The organism is Pseudomonas sp. TE24901 (assembly GCF_054058375.1).
Window position 1 is genome coordinate 347408 of sequence record NZ_JBSSAF010000004.1, and the last position, 22670, is coordinate 370077.

General features: G+C 58.2%; 27 protein-coding genes and 1 pseudogene. 26 read left to right on the forward strand and 2 right to left on the reverse strand.

Annotation, left to right across the window (positions count from 1 at the left end; translation table 11 throughout):
* The first annotated feature begins 747 nt into the window (after positions 1–747).
* Together ACVWVP_RS10370 and ACVWVP_RS10375 are read left to right on the forward strand one after the other, a co-directional pair.
* Positions 748–1719: a BRO-N domain-containing protein gene (locus ACVWVP_RS10370; RefSeq protein WP_457405611.1), complete on the forward strand. Its 972-nt coding sequence runs from the start codon at positions 748–750 to the stop codon at positions 1717–1719.
* 98 nt (positions 1720–1817) lie between these two features.
* Complete coding sequence (locus ACVWVP_RS10375; RefSeq protein WP_457405613.1) at positions 1818–3131, forward strand: KAP family P-loop NTPase fold protein; 1314 nt, start codon at positions 1818–1820, stop codon at positions 3129–3131.
* 70 nt (positions 3132–3201) lie between these two features.
* On the opposite strand, the gene ACVWVP_RS10380 is transcribed toward ACVWVP_RS10375, so the two are convergent.
* Positions 3202–4224 carry a phage portal protein gene (locus ACVWVP_RS10380; protein WP_457405616.1) on the reverse strand — a complete coding sequence of 341 codons (1023 nt, stop codon included), beginning with the start codon at positions 4222–4224 and terminating at the stop codon, positions 3202–3204.
* Positions 4224–5984 (reverse strand): terminase ATPase subunit family protein, encoded by a 1761-nt coding sequence (locus ACVWVP_RS10385; protein ID WP_457405618.1) that lies wholly within the window; start codon positions 5982–5984, stop codon positions 4224–4226. Before ACVWVP_RS10385 ends, ACVWVP_RS10380 begins: the two co-directional genes overlap by 1 nt.
* 153 nt (positions 5985–6137) lie before the next feature.
* Between ACVWVP_RS10385 and ACVWVP_RS10390 the strand changes: the two genes are divergently transcribed.
* From ACVWVP_RS10390 to ACVWVP_RS10505, 24 genes and pseudogenes are all read left to right on the forward strand, one after another.
* Positions 6138–6983 (forward strand): GPO family capsid scaffolding protein, encoded by an 846-nt coding sequence (locus ACVWVP_RS10390; RefSeq protein WP_457405621.1) that lies wholly within the window; start codon positions 6138–6140, stop codon positions 6981–6983.
* A gap of 46 nt (positions 6984–7029) precedes the next feature.
* Positions 7030–8082, forward strand: a complete 1053-nt coding sequence (locus ACVWVP_RS10395; RefSeq protein WP_457405624.1) for a phage major capsid protein, P2 family — start codon at positions 7030–7032, stop codon at positions 8080–8082.
* Between the two features lie 10 nt (positions 8083–8092).
* On the forward strand, positions 8093–8794 hold the full coding sequence (gene gpM, locus ACVWVP_RS10400) for a phage terminase small subunit (RefSeq protein ID WP_457405627.1): 702 nt from the start codon (positions 8093–8095) through the stop codon (positions 8792–8794).
* A gap of 105 nt (positions 8795–8899) precedes the next feature.
* A complete protein-coding gene (locus ACVWVP_RS10405; RefSeq protein WP_457405629.1) occupies positions 8900–9361 on the forward strand; it encodes a head completion/stabilization protein in 462 nt (153 codons plus the stop codon).
* Positions 9361–9573: a tail protein X gene (locus ACVWVP_RS10410; RefSeq protein ID WP_457405632.1), complete on the forward strand. Its 213-nt coding sequence runs from the start codon at positions 9361–9363 to the stop codon at positions 9571–9573. The genes ACVWVP_RS10405 and ACVWVP_RS10410 overlap by 1 nt, the downstream gene beginning before the upstream one ends.
* Before the next feature lie 27 nt (positions 9574–9600).
* The gene (locus ACVWVP_RS10415) at positions 9601–9954 is read left to right on the forward strand and encodes a putative holin (protein WP_457405634.1); all 354 of its coding nucleotides are present in this window, start codon (positions 9601–9603) and stop codon (positions 9952–9954) included.
* Position 9955: 1 nt separating this feature from the next.
* Positions 9956–10234 (forward strand): phage holin family protein, encoded by a 279-nt coding sequence (locus ACVWVP_RS10420; RefSeq protein WP_093511917.1) that lies wholly within the window; start codon positions 9956–9958, stop codon positions 10232–10234.
* Entirely contained in the window at positions 10231–11076 is an 846-nt protein-coding gene (locus tag ACVWVP_RS10425; RefSeq protein ID WP_457405637.1) for an N-acetylmuramidase domain-containing protein, read from the forward strand. Before ACVWVP_RS10420 ends, ACVWVP_RS10425 begins: the two co-directional genes overlap by 4 nt.
* Positions 11073–11276 (forward strand): hypothetical protein, encoded by a 204-nt coding sequence (locus tag ACVWVP_RS10430; protein ID WP_457405639.1) that lies wholly within the window; start codon positions 11073–11075, stop codon positions 11274–11276. The genes ACVWVP_RS10425 and ACVWVP_RS10430 overlap by 4 nt, the downstream gene beginning before the upstream one ends.
* Complete coding sequence (gene lysB, locus ACVWVP_RS10435) at positions 11273–11716, forward strand: Rz-like lysis system protein LysB (protein ID WP_457405641.1); 444 nt, start codon at positions 11273–11275, stop codon at positions 11714–11716. The genes ACVWVP_RS10430 and lysB overlap by 4 nt, the downstream gene beginning before the upstream one ends.
* Positions 11631–11816 (forward strand): annotated as a pseudogene (lysC, locus tag ACVWVP_RS10440) (Rz1-like lysis system protein LysC); the annotation flags it as partial. The gene lysB and the pseudogene lysC, both read left to right, overlap by 86 nt.
* Positions 11813–12295, forward strand: coding sequence for a phage tail protein (locus ACVWVP_RS10445; RefSeq protein ID WP_457405643.1), 483 nt, complete (start codon positions 11813–11815; stop codon positions 12293–12295). The pseudogene lysC and the gene ACVWVP_RS10445, both read left to right, overlap by 4 nt.
* Positions 12285–12743, forward strand: coding sequence for a phage virion morphogenesis protein (locus ACVWVP_RS10450; RefSeq protein ID WP_457405645.1), 459 nt, complete (start codon positions 12285–12287; stop codon positions 12741–12743). The genes ACVWVP_RS10445 and ACVWVP_RS10450 overlap by 11 nt, the downstream gene beginning before the upstream one ends.
* Positions 12744–12804: 61 nt before the next feature.
* The gene (locus ACVWVP_RS10455) at positions 12805–13383 is read left to right on the forward strand and encodes a phage baseplate assembly protein V (RefSeq protein ID WP_457405778.1); all 579 of its coding nucleotides are present in this window, start codon (positions 12805–12807) and stop codon (positions 13381–13383) included.
* Positions 13380–13724: a GPW/gp25 family protein gene (locus ACVWVP_RS10460; RefSeq protein WP_457405647.1), complete on the forward strand. Its 345-nt coding sequence runs from the start codon at positions 13380–13382 to the stop codon at positions 13722–13724. The genes ACVWVP_RS10455 and ACVWVP_RS10460 overlap by 4 nt, the downstream gene beginning before the upstream one ends.
* Positions 13721–14632 carry a baseplate J/gp47 family protein gene (locus ACVWVP_RS10465; protein WP_457405650.1) on the forward strand — a complete coding sequence of 304 codons (912 nt, stop codon included), beginning with the start codon at positions 13721–13723 and terminating at the stop codon, positions 14630–14632. Before ACVWVP_RS10460 ends, ACVWVP_RS10465 begins: the two co-directional genes overlap by 4 nt.
* Positions 14632–15249: a phage tail protein I gene (locus tag ACVWVP_RS10470; RefSeq protein ID WP_457405652.1), complete on the forward strand. Its 618-nt coding sequence runs from the start codon at positions 14632–14634 to the stop codon at positions 15247–15249. Before ACVWVP_RS10465 ends, ACVWVP_RS10470 begins: the two co-directional genes overlap by 1 nt.
* Positions 15246–16958, forward strand: coding sequence for a phage tail protein (locus ACVWVP_RS10475; protein WP_457405655.1), 1713 nt, complete (start codon positions 15246–15248; stop codon positions 16956–16958). Before ACVWVP_RS10470 ends, ACVWVP_RS10475 begins: the two co-directional genes overlap by 4 nt.
* Positions 16959–16961: 3 nt before the next feature.
* Complete coding sequence (locus tag ACVWVP_RS10480) at positions 16962–17630, forward strand: hypothetical protein (RefSeq protein WP_457405657.1); 669 nt, start codon at positions 16962–16964, stop codon at positions 17628–17630.
* Between the two features lie 108 nt (positions 17631–17738).
* A complete protein-coding gene (locus ACVWVP_RS10485; protein ID WP_457405659.1) occupies positions 17739–18914 on the forward strand; it encodes a phage tail sheath protein in 1176 nt (391 codons plus the stop codon).
* Positions 18915–18971: 57 nt separating this feature from the next.
* Positions 18972–19487, forward strand: a complete 516-nt coding sequence (locus ACVWVP_RS10490) for a phage major tail tube protein (RefSeq protein WP_457405662.1) — start codon at positions 18972–18974, stop codon at positions 19485–19487.
* Positions 19488–19538: 51 nt separating this feature from the next.
* A complete protein-coding gene (locus tag ACVWVP_RS10495; protein WP_457405665.1) occupies positions 19539–19874 on the forward strand; it encodes a phage tail assembly protein in 336 nt (111 codons plus the stop codon).
* A gap of 8 nt (positions 19875–19882) precedes the next feature.
* Positions 19883–20002, forward strand: a complete 120-nt coding sequence (locus ACVWVP_RS10500; RefSeq protein WP_457405666.1) for a GpE family phage tail protein — start codon at positions 19883–19885, stop codon at positions 20000–20002.
* Positions 19992–22667 carry a phage tail tape measure protein gene (locus ACVWVP_RS10505; RefSeq protein ID WP_457405668.1) on the forward strand — a complete coding sequence of 892 codons (2676 nt, stop codon included), beginning with the start codon at positions 19992–19994 and terminating at the stop codon, positions 22665–22667. The genes ACVWVP_RS10500 and ACVWVP_RS10505 overlap by 11 nt, the downstream gene beginning before the upstream one ends.
* Positions 22668–22670 lie beyond the last annotated feature (3 nt).

Genomic DNA, 22670 nt, shown 5'->3' on the forward strand with positions numbered 1-22670 from the left:
TGACACGGAACTCCTGACCCTGCCGGAAGATTCAACCCCCTCAGCTCTGTAGCCGCCGACCTTACCCGATCCCAATCCTGATAAACTCCCCGCCTCTGCCTCACCCCCTGAGCTAGCTCTCGTCTGGCCGGCAAAACCACATCCGCATGGTTGCGCCACAGTGCTTGTCGCCAGTGCCTGTCGCCCCAATCCCAACATCCCCTGCAGACGTCAACATCGGACGCTGTGTGAGTGCGGGCGCGTGAACGTAAAGGTCGTGAGTACTGCGCAATGCAGCATGCAGCTTCAAAAGTGCCCCGCCCTAGGCACATTTCGCGTTTTCATGTTGACCCACGGGAAAGAGGTTAGGAGGGTTAGTTTTTTGCTGGGGGCCCTGAAAGCCTTGTCTGTTATGACTTTCCGACGGGTTGGCAAGGTTAGCTTTTGGGTTAGGTCTGGTTATTTCCTAACCTTTATTAGTGTTAAATATTAAATATATTAATTCCTTTAAAAACAGTCACTTACGAATTACTAACCTTTAACCTAACCCAACCTAACCCATCAAAGTTAGGTCTCAAGCCCAACAAACACGGGCCTCCCAAGCCCTAAGCACCCCTTCAAAAAAAAACTAACCTTTTTCCCGAGGCACCTACTGATTTCAGCCGTTCGTGCGTGCTTATAAGCGTTGCGTAAAACATCCACCCTCGCAGGGTTCCGCAGGTTTTTGACCACCCCACATCCCCGAGCAGCCCCCCAGCCGGGGCCGTGTTGAACGGTCCGCAGGTATGCAGAAAAAACGACCCATTTAGCCCGCAGGCGTGGTGGGGGGACGACGGCGCGCGCCGGGTGCTGATCGGGTTGCCTGCCGCGACTGGACTGGGCAAACTACTCGGCGCAGAGACCCACAATGGACGAGATGTCGAAAGGAATGAACCGGTGACCATGCCCATGCTATTTGAGTTTGAAGCATTGCCGGTGCGAGTGGTGACCGAAGAGGATGGCGAGTATTGGTTCTGCGCCAAGGATGTCTGTGATGTGCTCGGGTATAGCAACACCAGCCAGACAATTGAAGACCATTGCCGTGAGGCTGGTGTATCGAAACGATATACCAGCTCAGGAGGTCAGCAACGCGAGATAGCGTTCATCAATGAAGGCAACTTGTACCGCCTGATTATCAAAAGCCGAAAAGAGGAAGCACGGCGGTTCGAGACCTGGGTATGCGATGAAGTGCTCCCAAGCTTGCGCAAGACCGGCGGTTATCAGTTGGGTAACCCCTCAACAGCAGCTACGCGCATTGCCAACCACCGGCTTCGCCTAGCATTAGGTAAAGAGCTTTATCGCACCCGAGACTCTGAATTACGTAAGTTAATTCATCAGCAGTTGGCTGACGTCTCCTTTGCACTCGGCCTACCCGCACCCGAAATCGAAAATTTAGGTCGCTCCGCTCCTGTCTTACCGGACGCTCTCAAGGCATTCTGGGAAGCCCTAGCTTACCTCGAAGGTAAAGGCGTGGATTACAACCACTCCACAGCCTCTAAAACTCTAGCCATCAATCTACGAGAGTTGGCCAGCCTGCTGATTAAACACGGCCAACCACTAACCTTCGACAGCGTACTACGCCAAGCAATGTGGCAGAGCCATACGCCCCGCTGCCTGCACAAGAACTACACCGTTTACAGCCGCCTCACCGGTAAAAGCATCAAATGCTGGGTATTTGAGCGACTTGTGGAGCGGACCTGACTACAGTAACCAGACACATTTAGCACTCGGCCACAGTTGGACACTAAATTCCCCCCGCACAACACAGTGGGTGGTCTTCACCCTATAAGGAAATAAAAATGAAACTGGTCGTACAGCCTCACCAGATATCGGACGACGATTTCGGTCCAGATTTGTTCGGGCGAAAAAATTTCGGCATCGCACTAGCAAATATCGTAAAAAACTCGAAAGACCCTTTGGTTATTGGTCTCGATGGCAACTGGGGGGAGGGAAAGTCAACATTCGTAAAAGCATGGCAAAAAATACTAGACCAAGAAAAAGTACCTAATATTTATATTGACGCTTTCGCTTCCGACTATGTCGATGATGCATTCATGGTAGTCGCAGGTGCAATTACTGACTACGTTACAGAAAATGCACCTCCGAAAAAATCAACAGAGTTTATCGACAAGGCTAAAAATGTCGGCGCACATGTTTTATCATTAAGTGCAAAAATCGGAATCCGAGCGATATCCGCAGGAGTCATTAAAGAAACTGACTTACAAGACTTTGGAAAGATAAGCGAAGACATCTCTAAAGATATAAGCTCAAGCGCCGAAAAATATATAAAAGACCGGTTAACAAACCATAAAGCTGAACGTCAATCTATAGAGCACTTTAAATCCTTTCTTTCCACCATCCCAAATAGTTTAAAAGAGCCGTCTGAAAGCCCTCTTACTATCATCATCGACGAGCTAGATCGGTGCCGCCCGTCGTTCGCGGTTGAAATGTTGGAAAAAATAAAACATCTATTCTCTGTTCCAAACGTAAATTTTCTTTTGGTAATCAATAAATCACAGCTGCAAGAATCAATAAAATCCACATATGGCGCAAACCTTAACGCTCATACATACTTACAAAAATTTATCACCATCGAAGCTACTTTACCGAAGAAAAAAGGCCGAAACGGTGACATCGAAAAATATTGTGCACACCTAATCAACCAATACAACTTAACAGACGGAGAATGGGCAGAGTTCTTTACGACCCTAGGAACTCAGCTTAATTGTTCTCTAAGAGAGCTTGAGAGAATCTTCTCAAACTTAGCAATCATGCTAATGAGTGAGAAAAAAGGCGCGGAAGTTCATGAGGCACTTATCGCCACCGTATGCACATTAAAAGTAATGCGCCCTGGAATATTTTCACGCTTGGTGGAAGGTAACATTCCAATAGGAGATATTCACGATGCGTTCAAGTACTATCCAGACCCTAAAAACGAAAATTACAATATGGAGTACATAATGAAGTGGCTATACATATGTGTAATGTCCGATTCAGACTTCAACAATCTTGATCCTTCCGATGACCTTAGAAGGCTGGGACAGCACCTACGTAATAGAAAAACCTTTCTTGGGTTATTGGTTCAAAAACTCAATAGCTTTTCGGCTGGGTAATTTCTAGCAGTTCGCCGTCGAGCTGAATCTACACAACACAGCTCGACGCCTCAACCAGTACGCAGAGGTACTATTTCTCCCCCGGTCCAAGTTCAAAAGGTTTGAAGCGCACGACTTCCTCGCCGACCCAATCATTGAGAAGGGCCAGGCGCGTCTGAATCGGCTCAAGCTCCAGGGTGGCCCAGACCGCCCCCGCTTCCTTCGGTGAACCAAAGCCCCCCGCGTTCTTCGGCACGATGCCCATCAATTGGGGATAAACCCGTAACGCTGCGAGCACATCGCCTTGGGTCTGGTCTTTGATCGAGTTGAACTCGTCCTTGGCCGACACCTCGCTCACCGGTATTAGCTGAATGCCCTCCTTCTTGCCGTTCGGCGCGTACACAAACAAGTTTCGAAAGTTGCCCGGCCCCTTGGAGTTTTTCAGCGCAGTGCGCAGATCGTCGATATCGGATTCGCTTTGCGCGGCGTCCGTCATGTACAGGATGAAACCGGCATGGCTGCCGTTCTCGTAGTACTTGCGGCGGAACAACGTCGCCGACTGGTTCAGGAGCGCCGATTGCAATGCACAGAGCCACTCCGGCAACCCGTAAATTTCCTGATGCAGATCCAGCTCACGCAGATGAAACACGCTGCCCTGGTCGAATTCGTGTTCACTCTTCCAGCCCTGCACCTGAAAAAAACGATCGTCCTTCCCTACTCGCATGTACTTAGCCAGCGCGGGTTTCAGCGCTACCGTCGTGCCCAGCAATGATCGTCGGGCCTCCATATACCCATTGCCTAGGGCCAAGTAGTCCTGGGCGTATTGGTCGAACGCCTCGCGGCTCAGCAACTTGTGCGGGATGAACGTGCGGGTCAGCTGGTTGCGCTTAAAGCGCAGCCCTGAATCAAGATGGACGCTGGCCTTCACCGATCGAGCCAGCCCATCCAGCGACAACGGCGGCTCATACCAGCGCCCGTTAAACCAGCACTCCAACGAGTCAAATATCTCCCTGGCCGAAAGCACCGACTCCGGCTCGCCGAACGTGAACGCCACCGACTTGTGATCACTCACCGCCTGCTCCGTGGCAACCGCCACCTCATTGTCTGTACTCATCAAAAAAGCTCCATCCGCCCAGTATTGGCAGCCGTCTGCCCTTCGAGCGGTTCGTGGTGTAGTGCATGGAAAAGCGCCCAGGCCAGGTCGGCGTGGCCGGTTGATTCGCTGCGGCCGGCTGTATAGGTGAACTGTCGGCCGCTGGCGGTGATGGTTTTGCGGATAGCCATCAGTGATTGCGCGAAGTCCGTCCAACCAGCGTCGAACTCAAGACGGCCTTTGTTAATCACGTCATAGGCCTTCATCACCAGGCGCGACTTCACCTCTGGCGAATAGCTGAACGTTGTCAGCCCTGGGAAGAACTGCCGCACCAACTGCGCCACGCCAGAGCCCATGCCTGTTGTATCGATGCCGATATAGGTCACCCAATAACGCTGGGTCACCATTCGGATGGCCTCGGCCTGCGCCGCGAAGTCCATGCCACGGAACTGGTGCCGCTCAAGCACCCGGAACTTGCCGCCTGGCACCATCGGCGGAGCCACGACCACCAGGCCCGAGCTGTCGCCCGTTTCGGCCGGGTCATAGCCCAACCACACCTGGCGATCGGCCAGCGGGCGCGGCGCCATCGGCTTGTAGTCCTCGGCCCATTCGACCCAGCTGTCCACCATGCACGACTGCAACATCGACAGAGGGAAAATGCTCGCCCCGTCATCCACAAACTGGCACATCAGCAAGTTCTGGAAGGCTTCGGCGTCGTATTCCTGGCGCAGTTCCTCAAGGTCAAACAGGTCACAGCCGCGCTGCTCGGCGTCCAGAATCGTGACGATCTGCCGCCACACCTTGTCCTCGCACAACCGCCCCTGTTGCAGGGCATCGTGGGAAACATCGACTGAAATACGGTTGGCAGCGGGTTTGCCCTTGTTGAATCGCTCCCCCGTCCAGAACGTGTATGCCTCGTGTGCCATGCTCGACGGCGTGCTGAAGTAGGTACGGCGGTATTGCTTCTGCATCGCCATACCCGAGGCGACTTTGTTCAGTTCCTTGAACTTGAACGTCCAGAAGAATTCGTCGAAGTAGAAATTGCCGTGGTAGCCCTGGGCGGTTCGGGCGTTGGTGCCCAGGAAGTGCAGCTCGGCGCCGTTCGCCAGCGTTATGGGATCGCCGGTCAACTCGACGCCGACGACTTCCCTGGCAAATGACTGAATATACGACTTGAAAATGTGCGCCTGATTCTTCGACGCCGACAGGAAGATCTGGTTACGCCCCGTCGTAAGCGCATCAATCAACGCCTCCCGAGCGAAGTAGAACGTCGCCCCGATCTGACGGCTTTTCAGGATGGCGCGAGTACGCTGATTGCCGGCCCGGTACCAATCAAGCTGATAACCGAAGCATCCATCGACAAACGCCTGGGTGAGCAGCTCGATATGCTCTTCGCTGAACTCATTGCGGCTCGGTTTTTTCTTCGGCCCGCTGTTGCGGTCATTCAGTTTCGGGTTTAGCTCAGCGTCGGTACCGCCGCCCTGGAACCGCTCAATGCGAGCCTGGCGCTCCAATTGGCGGTGCAGCAGGTCAATTTCCTTGAAGTCGCCGCTGGTCTTGCCTTCCTTCAGGATTAACTGAACCAGCCGGGCCTCCAGCGCCCCGCCGATGCGCTCGACGTTATCCGCCCGGTCCCATTCGTCACGGGCCTTCCAGCTGTGGACCGTCTTCTCTTTTTCGTCGAGGTATTCGGCAATTTCAGTGATGCGCCAACCGGTCCAGTACAAAAACTTGGCCTGGCGACGGTTATCACGGACGGGAATTTCAGCGAGAGCATTCATGGCGCAGATGCTGCCTCCCGCGCGCGTGGCATACCCGCTCTGCTCCCTGTAGGGCGTTGCTCTACAAGTGCGGCTCGTTGCCCGCGAGGCCGCACCTATCGACCATGCCCACATCGCAACGGCAGTTCGCCGCCACAGCACTGAGGACTCCCCATGGCCAGCAGCACCAAACAGAAATTCCGCTCCAAGTGGACCCGCATTGCAGTAGAAGGCGCGACCACCGATGGCCGCATCATCGAGCGGAGCTGGATTGACGACATGGCCTCGCAATACAGCCAGAACACCTATGGCGCTCGCATCAACTGCGAACACATCAAAGGTTACTGGCCTGGTGGCGAGTTCGGCGCTTACGGCGACGTAGTGGCGCTCAAGGCTGAAGAAGTCGAGATTGCCGGAATCAAGAAACTGGCGTTGTTCGCGCAGCTTGAACCCAATGATGCCTTGCTGGCTTTGAACAAAGCCGGTCAGAAGATCTACACCTCAGTCGAGATCCAGCCGAAGTTTGCCGATAGCGGCAAGGCCTACCTGGTGGGCCTAGCCATCACTGACACTCCAGCCAGCCTGGGCACCGAAGCCTTGAGCTTCAGCGCTACCCACGGCACTTTGGCCGGGCGTAAACAGGACAAAGACAACCTGTTCAGCGCCGCCGAAGAAGCCACCCTCGAATTCGAAGAAGTCACCGACCAGCCAAGTGCTTTCGCAGCAATCAAGGCCAAGCTCAGTGAGTTCATCAAAATGAGCAAGGACAAGGATGGCAAGGACGCCAACACTTTCTCCGACATCGGTGAAGCGCTGGAAAGCCTGGTCACCCTCGCGACCCAGCAGGCAGAAAAAGCCGAGACCTCAGGCAAGGCCCTGGAAGATCTGAAAAAGCAGTTCACCAGCCTGGATACCGAGCTGAAAGAGCTCAAAACCAAGCTCGGCCAAACCGCTGATACCAGCCAGCCGCAGCGCCCGCACAGTACTGGCAGTCAAGGCACCGTCCTGACCGCCTACTGAACCCACGGCCCGACACCGACAAGCCTTTTCACCGGAGAACACCCCCATGCGTAAAGAAACACGCTTCGCCTTCGCCGCCCTGGCCGTGCAGATCGCCCTGCTCAATGGCGTAGCCAGTGCCCACGAAAAATTCAGCGTCGACCCCAGCATCCAGCAAAAACTGGAAGTTGCGGTGCAGGAATCCGATGGTTTCCTGAAACAGATCAACATCATTGGCGTAGACGAGCAGTCCGGCGAGGCCCTGCTGCTGGGCGTAAATGGCCCGGTTGCAAGCCGCACTGATACCTCCGGCGGCACCCGTCGTAGCCCGTTGAGCCGTAGCACGCTGACCAAAGACAGCTACGTCTGCAAGCAAACGAACTTCGACAGCGCGTTCCCCTATGCCCTGCTGGATGCCTGGGCCAAGTTCCCCGACTTCCAAGTCAAGCTGAGCAACGCGATCATCCTGCGCCAGGCCCTGGACCGCATCATGATCGGCTTCAACGGTACCAGTGCCGCAGCGACCACCAACCGTGCCGCCAACCCTTTGTTGCAAGACGTCAACATCGGCTGGCTGCAAAAAATTCGCCTCAGCGCCGACGACCGCGTGTTGGACGCTGCCACCATCGGCCCCCGCAAAGTCATCAAGGTTGCGGGAGTAGACACTGTATTCGAGGGTGATTACGCCAACCTCGATGGCCTGGTGTTCGACGCGATCCAGATGCTCGACCCATGGCACCGTACCCGCCCGGATCTGCGCGTCTTGGTTTCTCGCAACCTGATGCACAGCAAACTGCTGGCAGCCGTGGAAAAGGGGGCCGACTCCAACCAGGAAGAAAACGCCGCTCAAGAGATTGTCAGCCGCGCCCGTTTGGGTGGCCTGCCGGTCGTCGACGCGCCGTTTTTCCCGGATAACACCGTGCTGGTCACCACCCTCAGCAACCTTTCGATCTACTACCAGAACGGTGCCCGCCGCCGTCACCTGAAAGACGAACCAGAGCTGGATCGGATCGCTGACTATCAGTCGTCGAACGAAGCCTACGTGATCGAAGACTTCGGCTTGGTCGCCCTGGTGGAAAGCATCACGGCCGTAAATTACCCAGCACCGACTGCGGCTTAAGAGGCGCGCCATGCACCAGACACCTGCCCAACGCAACCAGCTGCGCAAACGCGCAGCCATTGAGTCCGCTGCAACTGCGCCGGCCACTTCAATGGAAGGCGCAACCGCCTACGAGCACCAACTTGCCCAACTGGCTCAGCACCGCGCGCGTCTGAAGCAGGTGCAGTCCAACCAGGGCAAAGCTGAACTCAAGGCGCTACTGATCCCTGAGTACGAACCCTATGTGCAGGGCGTGTTGGACGCCGGCAACGGCGCTCAGGACGAGGTGCTCACCACCATCATGCTCTGGTGCATTGATGCGGGCGGCTATGGCGGCGCGCTGAAGATTGCTGACTACGTCATCAAGCACGGTTTGAAAATGCCGGATCGCTTCGAACGCACCACCGGCACCTTGATCGCAGAAGAAATCGCTGAAGCCGCCCTCAAAGCGCAAAAAGCTGGCGATAGTTTTCCACTGGAGTTCCTTGAAGAAGCCCAGCGAATCACTGCCGGACAGGACATGCCCGACCAAGCTCGCGCCAAGTTGCACCTGGCGATCGGCAAGGCTCTGGCAGCCATTCCCGACGATACCGCAGCCGGCAATCTGGTGGCCCTGACTGAGGCCAAGCAGCACCTGGCCAAAGCTATCGACTTGCACAGCAACTGCGGCGGCAAAAAGGATCTGGAGCGCGTCGAGCGTCTCCTCAAGAAACACGCTGCTCCCAGCAGCTAACCGAGCGTCCCCACGCACCCCGCCGGCTCGGGGCGGATCGGCCAGGCCGCTCCTCCTGAACGTGAAGCCCCGACCACCGGCGATCTATTTTTGAGTGCCGTTTTCATGAGCGCATTTGTAGCCAGCGGCCCAGTCACCGGCGGCCATATCAACACCGACCCGTTCTGGCCCTCAATTGATCTTGAGCAGCTGCGCGCCACTCTGCGCATCGACAACAGCGTCACTCCTGCCCGCCTGGAAACTGCCGTAATCGCTGCTGCCATCAACCTCAACCGTGAACTGAAGTCCTGGAAGGCCAAACAACAGGCTGCCGGCCACGCAACTTTGGCCGATGTGCCAGACGACAAGATCAACGACGTATCGGTCCAGGCCCACCTGTACCGCCGTGCGATCGAGGCCGGTACCGGCGCCGAAGTCTGCGAGCGGTACCGCGACTACAGCGCGACCAACACCGGCAGCGACAAAGCCGAAGAAACCACCCCAACCATCGACGACTACCGCCGCGACCTGCGCTGGGCCGTCCGTGACTTCCTCGGAATCAGCCGCACCACCGTGGAGCTGATCTGATGCCCACCGCCATCCGCACCAACCAAGGCGACACCGTCGACGCCCTCTGCTGGCGGTTCTACGGCCGCACTGCCGGCGTTACAGAGGCCGTGCTTGAAGCCAACCCCGGTCTGGCCGACCACGGCCCGATCCTGCCGCAAGGCCTTGTCGTCAACATGCCCGAAGCCCAAACCAGCGCGCCCCAGCGGCAGATGGTGCAGCTATGGAACTGACCCCCTGCATCCAAGGAAACCCACACCATGGCTGATCCGACTTCCAGCGCTGTGACCGGCCTGCTTATGGGCCTGGGCCTGGCAACCGTGACGCCGATCATCGACGGCGAGGCGCTGTTCGGGGCGATCCTGGGCGCATGGCTGGTGACCAGTACCAAGCACGACCTAAAGGTCTGGCAGAGGCTGGGCTCGCTGTTCTTGTCTGCAGGCGTTGGCTATCTGTTCGCACCCATGGCCTTGCAGGTACTCCCTTTTATCACCAGCGGCGGCGGTGCCTTCCTCTGCGCCCTGATAGTCATCCCCATCAGCATCAAGCTGATGGTGTGGGTGGAAAAAGCGGACATCTGGGACATCTGGCGTCGTATCCGAGGGGGCAGCTGACATGCCTAGCATCGAACTGGCCGTGCAACTGATCACGGCAATCGCCTACCTGCTGAGTGCCCTGCGCCTGGCCTGCTACAGCCGAGGCGAGGCCAGGTACCGGCGCAGTATCTCGCTACTTGCCAGCCTGTTTGGCTCGGCACTGTGCATCTGCGGTCTGGAGATCCTGTTGTATCGCCAGCCCACCAGCCTGTGGCAGGCCGTTTCCATCGTTCTGCTCTGCACTCTGATTTTCCGTTCACGCGGCAACGTCGCCGCCCTGTTGAGGCCCAGCGCATGACCACCACCCTTCGCCACGGCGACCGCTCGCAAGCGGTGCTAATGCTGCAAAAGAACCTCAACAAGCACGGCGCCGGCCTGGTGCCGGATGGGCACTACGGCGACGCCACAGAAGCTGCCGTCCGCGCCTACCAGGTCAAAGTCGGCCTGGTCGCCGACGGTATCGCCGGCACCAAGACCCAAACCAGCCTGGCTGGTGGCGACTGCACACAGCTGCTGCGCAACAATGACCTGGTGGCCGCTGCCAAACGTCTCGACGTTCCGTTGGCGAGCATCTATGCGGTCAATGAAGTGGAATCGAAGGGCAAGGGCTTTCTCGACAACGGCAAGCCGGTGATCCTGTTCGAACGGCATATCATGTACCGCCAGCTCGCCACGGCACGACATGCCGGCGATGACGCGGCCGAACTCAAGCGTCACGCGGACCAGCTCGCCACCGCCAACCCTGCCCTGGTCAACCCGAAGCCCGGCGGATACATCGGCGGTACGGCCGAACACCAGCGCCTGGCGATGGCCCGCCTGATCGACGACACAGCCGCACTGGAGTCGGCTTCCTGGGGAGCGTTCCAGATCATGGGCTTTCACTGGCAGCGCCTGGGCTATGCCAGCGTGCAGGCCTTCGTGGCGGCGATGAGTGCCGGCGAATCGCAGCAGTTCGACGCGTTCACCCGCTTCATCGAAAGCGATCCGGCGCTACATAAGGCGCTCAAAGCCCGCAAATGGGCCGAGTTCGCCCGACTCTACAACGGGCCGGATTACCAGCGGAATCTCTATGACACCAAGCTCCAGCGCGCCTATGAACGGCACGCCAGCTGCGAATGCGGACAAGGGGTGGCGGCATGATCGACTTCGAAGCGGTGAAGAAATTGCGCGTTCAGGACGGCGATCTGCTGGTCGTACCCGATTCGACTGAACAGGCCGACATGGAGCGACTGGCCGAATGCATCCAGTTGATGAACAACGCCAGAGCGGTGATTGTGCGTGGCCCGATCATGCAACTCGACACCGCAGCCATGAACAAACTCGGCTGGTACCGCGCGTGAGCACGCTGCGCCAGGCCCTTTACGGCATTGCCTTGCTCGGCGCCCTAGCCCTGCTGATCTGGAGTCAGGAAGTGCGCATTAACGTCGCCGAAGTCAAAACCGACCTGGCAAAGGCTGCGGCCAAGACCGCCCGCGATGACGCTGACCGCAACCTGGCCACCGCCAACACCCTCACTGACACCCTGAAACAGGAACGTGAAGCACAGAGCCAACTGCGCAGCCAGCAGGACCAACTGCGCCAGGGCCTGGCAAAGCGTGAGCGCACCATTGAGGTACTCAAACTTGAAAACGACGAACTTCGCAAATGGGCTGACCAGCCTTTGCCTGACGCTGCTCGCCGGTTGCGCGAGCGTCCCGCCCTCACCGGCGCCGCAGCTTACCGTGACTGGCTGTCCGGCCGTGGTGCCGTGCATCCTGCCGGCGACCAGCCCACTCAATAACGGCGATCAACTCACCGACCAGGACCGCGTCGAAGCCGCGTGGGCCGATTGTGCCGCCCAAGTCGACATGGTCTACAAACACCAACAGGCGACCCCATGAACAAGCACGAAAGCCTGCGCGCTCACCTCCTGGCCACCGTCGCCGAGTTCAAGCACAACCCCGACCGCCTATTGATTTTCATCGACAACGGCAAAGTCCGTTGCACCGCCGCACACACACTGTCATTCGAATACAGCTTTGACCTGCAGATCATCCTCACCGAGTTCGCCGGCCACCCTGACAGTGTGTTCTTGCCCATCCTGGCTTGGCTCAGCGTCAACCAATCCGAACTGCTGGAAAACCTGGACAAGGTCAAAAATGGCATCCAGTTCGAAGCCGACATCCTCGACAAGAACAAGGTGGACCTCAGCATCACCCTGGCGCTTACGGAGCGCGTGGTTGTCGGTAAGGATGACCAGGGCAACACCACCGTCAAGCACCCGAACGAACCGCAGTATGTGGTGGGCTATCTCGATCCGAACTGGAAGCCTGGTGCACAGGGCAATACCAGTGAATGGATGGTGCCAAGTGGCGAATAATCTGGAAGCGCTGGAGACCTGGGCAGCGGTGCTGCTGGAGCGCTTGGAGCCAGCGGAGCGCAGTAAACTGGCCCGGAGCATTGGGCAGGAACTGCGCCGAAGCCAGCAGAAGCGCGTGATGGCGCAGGAAAATCCCGATGGCAGCAAGTACGCGCCGCGTAAAAAGCGTGACCTGCGAGGCAAAAAAGGCCGTATTCGGCGGAAGCTGGCGATGTTCAAGAAGCTGCGAACCGCTTCCTATCTGAAGGTGCGGGGCGACAGCAATGGTATTTCGGTGGGGTTCACCGGGCGTATTGCCCGTATTGCTAGGGTTCACCAGTTCGGTTTGAAGGATCGTGCCGAGCGCGGCGCTCCCGATGTGAAATACGAACAACGTGAGGTTCTCGGCTTTACAGATGCCGACCTAGATATGATCCGTGATGGTTTGCTTGCGCACCTGACACTGTAATCCCCACCCCTACAAGGTGATGAAGCTGCACTCGCACGCGCGTGGCGCCACCATCGGCGCCATGAACGACTTCGCCGCCCTCTCCCGTATGCTCGAAAACCTCATCCGCTTTGGCGTCATCGCCGCCGTGCAGATGGAGCCTCCGCGCGTGCAGGTAAAAACCGGTGAACTGACCACTGCATGGTTGCCGTGGCTCGCCCTGCGCGCCGGATCCGACCGCGAGTGGGACCCGCCCACAGTGGACGAACAGGTGATCCTGTTCAGTCCGTCCGGCCAGCTCGCAAACGGCGTCGTCGTAACCGGCCTGTTCAGCGACCACATCCCAGCCAACGGCAACCGCGCCGGCCTGCACCGTCGGACCTATACGGACGGCGCAGTGATCGAGTACGACAGCGCCCTACACCACCTGAACGCCACCCTGCCCGACAGCGGCACCACCAGCCTGGTGAGCAAGGGCGGAATCAACATCATCGGCCCGATCAATCACCAGGGCGATTACAACCAAACCGGCAACCAGAACGTGATCGGCCTTGTCACCGTTTCCGAAGACGTGGTCGCGGCGGGTGTGAGCCTGGTAAATCACCCGCACCGCGACGTGAAGTCCGGCAGCGAGCTATCTGGGGGGCCTGTATCAACATGAACCGAGAAACCGGCGCCGCCATCAGCGAACTGGACCACATCGGCCAGAGCATCAACGACATCCTCACTACCCGCATTGGCACTCGCGTGATGCGCCGCGAATACGGCAGCCTGCTGCCCGAGTTGGTGGACCACCCTTTCAATGACGCCACGCGCCTGCGTGTTTACGCGGGCACGGTCATGGCGTTGATGCGTTGGGAACCCCGTATCAGCCTGAGCCGCGTGCAGTTCCTCGGCGCAAACCTGCAAGGGCAATCGGCGCTGGAGCTGGAAGGCTCGATCGTCGACAGCAATGAACCGTTAAGCCTGAGCGTGCCATTGCAGATGGGTGGCAGCGTATGAACTCCTTCGCCGCGATTGACCTCAGCCAGCTCCCGGCCCCGCAAATCGTCGAGCAGATCGACTTCGAAGTGATCCTGGCCGAGCGCAAGGCGTACATGATCAGCCTGTGGCCGATCGAGGAACAGGCGCAGATTGCCGCCCGCCTTGAGCTGGAATCGGAGCCCCTGACCAAGCTGCTGCAAGAGAACGCCTACCGTGAAACCCTCTGGCGTCAGCGGGTGAATGAGGCGTCGATTGCCAACCTGCTGGCCCTGGCGAAAGGCCCAGACCTGGATCAGTTAGCCGGCAACTTCAACGTCAAGCGCCTGGTGGTTCAGGAAGCCAAGCCGATGGCGATTCCGCCTGTGGCACGGTTGATGGAAAGCGACGACAGCCTGCGTGAGCGCGCGCAGATGTCCTGGGAGGGTTTGAGCACCGCTGGCCCACGCCAGAGCTACATTTTCCATGCTCGAGGGGCAGACGGCCGGGTTGCCGACGCCACCGCCGAAAGTCCATCACCTGCAGTCGTGGTAGTGACCGTGCAGGCATTGCTCGGCGACGGAACAGCGTCGGCCGACCTGGTAGCTGGGGTCAAAAAATACCTGAGCGATGATGATCGCCGGCCCGTGGCCGACCGCCTGACCGTCCAAGGCGCGGAGATCATCCGCTACCAGGTCAAAGCCAAACTCTATTTGCTGACCAGTGGCCCCGAATCGGAGCCCATCCTTGCTGCAGCTGAGCAAAGGCTACTGGCCTATGTCCACCAACGTCGACGCCTGGCGATGGAGGTATCAGAGTCTGCCCTGCACGCCGCGCTATTCGTCGAGGGCGTGCGCAAGGTAGAACTGGAGAACTGGGTCGATATCGTCGCCACCAAAGCCCAGGCGCCATACTGCACTGCCATCACCATCACTCGGGGTGCCGAGTAATGGGCGCCCAACAGCTGGTTCCCAACAACTCCACGCCGCTCGAAAGCCTGGCAGCCAAGGCGCTCGCGGAAATTCAGCGCGTGCCGATTCCACTGCGCCAACTCTGCAACCCAAACACTTGTCCGGTCGCCGTCCTGCCCTACTTGGCCTGGGCCTTCTCAGTCGATCGCTGGGACAGCAACTGGAGCGAGGCCACCAAGCGCGCCGCCATTCGTTCATCCCGCTACATCCACGCGCACAAGGGCACCATCGGCGCCTTGCGGCGCGTGGTCGAGCCGCTGGGGTATCTGATTGAAGTGATGGAGTGGTGGCAAACCGTACCAGAAGCTGTGCCCGGCACCTTTGCCTTGAAGGTCGGCGTGCTGGACACCGGTATCACCGAAGAAATGTACAGGGAGCTGACGTGGCTGATCGATGACGCCAAGCCCCTCACCCGGCACCTGACCGGTCTGGCGATCAGCCTGGAAAATACGGGCACCGTGCACATCGGTGCCTGCGTGTACGAAGGCGACGAACTCAGCGTTTACCCACCAATACAGCGCGACATTGGAGTCAGCGGCGCGTTTCGCCTCGGTGGCCGCGAACATCATATCGACACGATGGACATCTACTCATGACCGACCAAAACAGCCAGTTCTTCGCGATCCTCACCGCTGTCGGCGAAGCCAAGCAGGCCAACGCTGCCGCCCTTGGTACGTCCTGGACTTTCGCTCAGATGGGCGTGGGGGATGCCAATGGCACAGACCCAATCCCCAGCCGCACGCAGACCAAGCTAATCAACGAACGCCGCCGTGCTCCGCTCAATCAGGTGAAGGTGGACCCGACCAACGCCAGCGTCATTATCGCCGAACAGATCATCCCGGAAAGCGTTGGCGGTTGGTGGGTGCGCGAACTCGCGCTTTACGACGCAGACGGCGACATGGTCGCAGTCGCCAACTGCGCGCCCACGTTCAAGCCATTGCTCGCCCAGGGTTCCGGTCGGACACAGGTGATACGGATCAACCTGATCGTCAGCAGTACGAGCAACATTGAGTTGAAGATTGACCCAAGCGTGGTGCTCGCCACGCGCGAATACGTGGACACGTCGGTCATTGAGGCGCTGGCCAAACTGGACTTCAAGCACTCGGTATTGGTCGCGACCACAGCCAACATCACATTGAGCGGCATTCAGACGGTCGACGGTGTGTTGTTGGTGGAGGGCTCGCGGGTGCTGGTGAAGGACCAGGACCTGGCCAGGAATAACGGCATCTACGTTGTGCCCGCAGGCGGGGCGTGGAAGCGTGCGCAGGATGCAGACGCCAGCGTGGAGGTGACGCCAGGTCTTTTTGTCGCTGTCGAAAAGGGTACGGCCAACGGCGATAGCGTTTGGCAGCTGGTAACGGATGCTCCCATTGTCCTGGGTACAACGGAGCTGACGTTTGAGGTTGTCGCTGGGCGCACCGGGATCGTAGCAGGTACTTATCGCAGTTTGACCGTAGATAAGCTCGGTCGCGTGATTGCAGGAACGAACCCAACTACGTTGGCCGGGGCTGGCATTACTGACGGGATGCCCAAAAGCGGCGGCGCCTTCAATCCAAAATTTATGGGGTTGTCTTTTAATTCTGAGGTCACAGGTTACAGCGAGCTGGGTTCTTATGTTGGTTGGGGGTCTGCTGGCACTGGGACGGCGCAATTTATCTGCAATAAGGGCGGCGGCAGTACGGGTGGTTTCGTCTGGGGAACAGTTGGGGCTGATAATCAGACCCTTGGTCCTCTTATGTCCTATAGCGCAAACGGAATCCTGAGTGTTCCAAATGCTTTGTCCGTCCCTGCAATCACAAGCAACACCACAGTATCGACTCAAGCCCCAGGATACGTGGGTGGGTTCATAGCCAACTGCGCCTATGTATCGACGGCTATAAGCGGAAAACTAAACGGCAATACCTGCTCCGAAGCGGGGTTTGCGGGAGGCAACGCAGCACTGCCATACATGAAACACGCAAATGGTACCGTGGTGAGTTTGCAGGTCGATCGCCCTAAAGACACGGCGCTGCTGTCTACAAATGGCTGGAGCAAAAACCCGGATACGGGGGAAATCAAGCAGTGGCAAGAAATTGCCTTTGATGATCTTTCATCGATCAAAGCCATTAATGTCACCTGGCAGTTTCAATTTCCGAATCAGTTTATCAACGCGCAGATAACCCTGAAAAAAACGACAACTGCGGCCGCGTGTGTTCAGGCGTACTACCTGTCCCCAACTAAAGACGGCTGCATTATTCACATAGAGGAATGGGCGGGCATTGTCCAAGGTGGCTTGGTGGCGATCATTGAAGCAAGGGGTAACTGAATTGTGAAAATCTTCTATAGCGCAAAAGCGAACGCTTTTTTCAATGAGCTATTCCACGGAACTCGCACCATCCAGATACCGGATCCCGAATGGGTAAGGCCGACTCGAAAAGTCCTGGATCCGGCATGGGAACTCCCCACTACTGAGGTGCCTAACCCGGAATGGAGCGAAGACAGTTTGGCCCCAGAGTTCATACTGATCCCCGATATGGACGCAGAGGCGCCCCTGATTGACGTGCCAGATGACCAAGCAAAATGGCCGGAGATTTCTGCCCCCAATCCAGCATGTTTACTGCCGCCAGAAGATGAGGTCGTTGAGGTATCTCAAGCGGACCATGACGCCATATTTCGGGCTGTTGCTAGTGGTGGCTCAACCTTTACGGCGGGCGAGAATGGTAGGCCGATCATTATTGATGCCCCAGGGCCGACCTTGGAGGAACTGAAGAGCCGGGAACGTGCTGTTCGTGACAGGGTTTTGTTGCTCACCGATCCGCTGATCGCCCGCCACCGCGACGAACTGGAGGCTGAGCGCCCTACGACTCTCACCGCCGAGCAGTACAAGCAACTGCAGGGCTACCGCCAGGATCTGCGCGACTGGCCTGAGTCGGAGCATTTCCCAGCAATCGAGTACAGGCCCGAACAGCCCGCTTGGTTGGCTGAACACCTCCAGTAACCCACTCGCACCTGTACCCCGCCTCTCTACAAGCCTGCGCGCTCGCCCAACCGGCGCGCGCGCGGCAGCCTGTGCACTGTCATTCCATCACAGCGCAGGCAACCACCCATGGCCGGTTCAGACTATCTCCACGGCGTGCGGGTTCTCGAACTCAACGACGGCACCCGCCCCATTCGCACCATCGCAACCGCAGTCATCGGCCTGGTATGTACGGCTGAAGATGCAGACCCGCTCGCTTTCCCGCTGGACACTCCTGTCCTGCTGAGCAATGTGCAAACTGCCATCGCCAAAGCCGGCGTCAAGGGCACCCTGGCGAAGAGCCTGCAGGCCATCGCCGACCAGACCAAGCCCTACACCATCGTGGTGCGGGTCAAGGAAGGCGCGGACTCAGCCGCCACCACCACCGCCCTCATCGGCACAACCACCGCCGACGGTAAATACACCGGCATGAAAGCCCTGCTCGCGGCCAAGGCCCGCGTGGGCATGACGCCACGCATTCTCGGCGTGCCAGGCCTCGACAGCCAGCCGGTGGCAACTGCACTGGTATCTATTGCCCAGGACCTGCGCGCCTTCGCCTACGTAAGCGCCTGGGACTGCAAAACCAAGGAAGAGGTGGTCGCCTACCGCGAAAACTTCGGCGCCCGTGAGGTCATGGTGATCTGGCCAGAGTTCCAAAACTGGGACACGGTCACCAGCGCGACCGTTACCGCATCGGCGGTGGCCCGCGCCCTGGGCCTGCGAGCCAAGATCGACAAGGAAACCGGCTGGCACAAGACCCTCTCCAACGTCGCGGTCAACGGCGTGACCGGCATCAGCGCCGATGTGTTCTGGGATCTGCAAAACCCGGCTACCGACGCCAACTACCTCAACGCCAACGAAGTCACCACGCTCATCAACGAAGGCGGCTTCCGCTTCTGGGGCAGCCGTACCTGTAGCGACGATCCGCTGTTCGCGTTCGAAAACTACACCCGTACCGCACAAATCATCGCCGACACCATGGCCGAGGCCCACATGTGGGCCATGGACAAGCCCATGCACGCGTCCCTGGTCAAAGACATTATCAACGGGATCAACGCCAAATTCCGCGAGCTGATCGCCCAGGGCTACCTGATCGGCGGCAGCTGCTGGTACCCCGAAGACATCAACGATAAGGACACCCTCAAGGCCGGCAAGCTGACCCTCGATTACGACTACACGCCTGTGCCGCCCCTGGAAGACCTCACCCTGCGTCAGCGCATCACCGACCGTTACCTGATGCAGTTCGCCGCCGCCGTCAACGCGTAAACCGGGCCTCCCCGCAAGGGGAGCCAACCCTGTGCCATAACACCGGAGAACACCGCCATGGCCCTGCCCCACAAGCTGAAAAACATGAACCTGTTCAACGACGGCGGTAGCTACACCGGCATAGCCAAGACCGTCACCCTGCCGGCCCTGGGCCGCAAGATGGAAGCCTATCGCGGTGGCGGCATGAACGGCCCGGTCAAGGCTGACTTGGGCATGTCCGACGACGGCATCCAGTTGGAGTGGAAGCTCGGCGGTCTCGATCTGATCGTGCTCAAGCAGTTCGGCGCGGTGAATGCGTCGGGTGTAGCAATGCGCTTCGCGGGTGCTTTCGAGCAAGACGACACGGGTGAAGTCAGCGCCGTGGAAATCACCGTGCGCGGCCGTCACGAAAGCATCGAAATGGGTGAAGCCAAACCAGGCGAAGACACTGAACACACCATCAAAACCACCTGCACCTACTACAAGCTGACCGTCGACAACGAAGACATCATCGAAATCGACCTGCTCAACTTCATCGAGAAGGTGGGTGGCGTCGACATGCTGGAGAAACAGCGCAGCGCCATTGGCCTTTGATAGCCGTCATTGATCGCTAACCCAATCTTTTCATCACCAGGAGCTCTACCCATGAAAGACGAAGCCACCGAACAAGCCCAAGTAAAAACGTTGGCAGACGACAACACCGTCATCCTCGACACGCCGATCCGCCGTGGCACCACCACCATCGACAGCATCGCGTTGCGCAAGCCCAACGCGGGCGAACTGCGCGGTGTGAGTTTGGCTGAGCTGCTGCAGATCGACGTCAACAGCCTCATGAAGGTCGTGCCGCGCATCAGCACTCCATCCCTCACCGCCGTAGAAGTCACGTTAATGGACCCTGCCGACCTCTTCGCGCTCGGCACCAAGGTGTGCGGTTTTTTGCTACAGAAATCGATGAAGACGGATGCATCCCTCGTTGCGTAGAGGACGCCATGGCTGACCTGGCTGTGGTTTTTCACTGGGCACCGGCTGACATGGATCAGTTGGGCCTGCAAGAGCTGATGGACTGGCGCGAGCGTGCCAGGGTACGGAGTTCTAACGATGGGAAATGATCTGCGACTTCAGGTGCTGCTCAGTACCATCGACAAGGCTACACGCCCACTGAAGCACATCAGCGAAGGTGGCATTGAAACCGCTCGCGCGCTCAAGGCTGCTCGCGACAGCCTTAAGCAACTCAACAGCCAACAGAAAGACATAAGCGCCTGGCGGACGCAGCGTGCAGCCGCCGAGCAAACCGGCGCGGCCCTCATCGATGCCCGTGATCGCGTCAAAACCTTCAGCCAGGAACTCGCCGCGACCGACACGCCGACCCGGGCAATGACCAGGAGCTTCCAGGCGGCAGTTCGGGAAGCCACGAGGCTCAAGCAACAGCACCAGCAACAGAGCGAACAGTTGCAAGGCTTGCGCTCCAAGCTCTATGACGCTGGCATCAGTACGAAAAACCTTGGCACTCACGAACGCCAGCTCCGCGAACAAATCAACGCTACCAATGCCAGCATCAGCTTGCAGGGCAAGCGCATGGCCGAGCTGAGTGCACAGCACAAGCGGGCGGCGGTGGCACGAAGTCAGATGGAGAAATCCCAGCGTGCCGCCGGCAACATGGCCGTGAACGGTGCCGCCGGTTTGGGTGTCGGCTACGCGGCGAGCCGCCCGGTAGTAGCTGCTGTGAAAGCCTTTGCGCCCAATGAGGACTCCGCCACACAGCTCAAAGTGTCGATGATGGACGACACCGGCAAGGTCTCGGAGGACTTCCAAAAAATCACCGAGCTGGCCACCAAGCTGGGCGACCGTTTGCCCGGCACCACGGCCGACTTCCAGAACATGATGACCATGCTGCGGCGCCAGGGTCTGAGCGCGCAGAGCATTCTTGGAGGCACGGGTGAAGCTGCTGCATACCTTGGAGTCCAGCTGAAAATGGAGGCTACGGAAGCGGCGGAATTCGCCGCCAAGATGCAGGACGCTACACGCACCACCGAAAAAGACATGATGGGCCTGATGGACACCATACAGCGCGGATTCTATGCCGGTGTGGACCCCGGCAACATGCTCCAGGGCTTCAGCAAGATCGCCCCAGTGATGGACGTGATCAAGAAGTCGGGGATTGATGCAGCCAAGGAACTAGCGCCGCTACTGATCATGATGGATCAGGCTGCTATGGACGGCGGTTCCGCAGGTAACGCTTTCCGCAAAATTTTCCAAGCCGGGCTAAATCAAGACAAAGTCGATAAAGCGAACAAAGCGCTCGCGAAATCTAAACCGGGGATGTCATTTAAGTTTACGGACGACAAGGGAAACTTTGCGGGCCTGGAAAATCTGTATGCACAAATTGAGAAACTGAAAGGCCTGAACGATATCGACCGAACAGAAATAAAAAAGACGTTGTTCGGGGATGATGCGGAGACGATGTCGACCCTGGACGCCATGATGAACAAGGGTCTCGCTGGTTATCGGGAAGTCCAGCAGAAGCTGCAAAGCCAGGCCGACCTGCGCACCCGCGTCAACGAACAGCTCAACACCCTGACTAACGTCATGGAAGCCGCCGAAGGCAGCTTCACTAACGCCATGGCAGAGTTCGGTGCGGCTGTAGCACCCGATCTGAAGGATCTGATCAACACACTGGGCGAGATCACAAACAGCATCGGCACCTGGGCACGAGAAAATCCGAAATTGGCCGGTGGCTTGGTCAAGGTAGTGGCCGCGATAGCTGGGCTGGCATTCGTTTTCGGCGGCTTGGCGCTGACCATGGCAAGCATGCTGGGACCTTTTGCAGTGCTTCGCTACGGCATGACGATGTTCGGTCTGCAAAGTGGCGGTGTCAGCAAGATGATCGGCAAGTTGTTCCCCACACTGACCGGCCTGGCTCGCAACGTATTCCCCATGTTTGCCCAGGGCGTTCGTATGCTCGCTACTACCATGGGCGGCGCCCTTGTCACTGCCCTGCGCACAGTCGGTATTGCGCTATGGGGCCTGGCGGCCAATCCGATTGTATTGACCATCGCTGCAGTCGTTGCCGCTCTGGCTGCCGGTGCGTACCTGATCTACCAGAACTGGGACGCAGTGAAGAACTACTTCACCAACGCCTGGACGGAGATCAAAGCAGGGTTCAGCGGCGGAATCATCAGCATCATCAACACCCTGGCGAACTTCAGCCCCATCGGCCTGATTTACCAGGCCTTCGCCGCAATGTTGAGTTACCTGGGCGTGGATCTGCCAAACCGCTTTACCGAGTTCGGCAACATGATCGTCAACGGCTTGGTCAACGGGCTGATGGCAGGACTGGGCAGCGTCAAAGCGGCGATCAGCTCGATCGGCGACGCCAGCATTGGATGGTTCAAGGAAAAGCTTGGTATCCACAGCCCGTCCCGCGTGTTCGCCGAGTTGGGTGGGTTCACAATGGCCGGCCTCACACAAGGCCTGGAAGGTGGGCAGAAAGGCCCTCTGGACGCCCTGAGCAGCATGACCAAGCAGATGACAGCCGCCGGTACGCTTGCCCTGGGCGCCACTGCCATGCCTGCATTTGCCGTCGACACCAAGCCGCCGATCAGTAGCGCGGCGCCGACAGTCGTTTACGACAGTCACGACGTGTACCAAATCGACGTCGCGGCAGGGCCTGGCACAGACATGCAAAGCCTGGAAAAGAGCCTGCGCGCCATCCTCGCCCGCATCGAAAACGAAAAGAAAGCGCGTCAGCGCAGCAAACTCTCCGACCTGGAATAACCA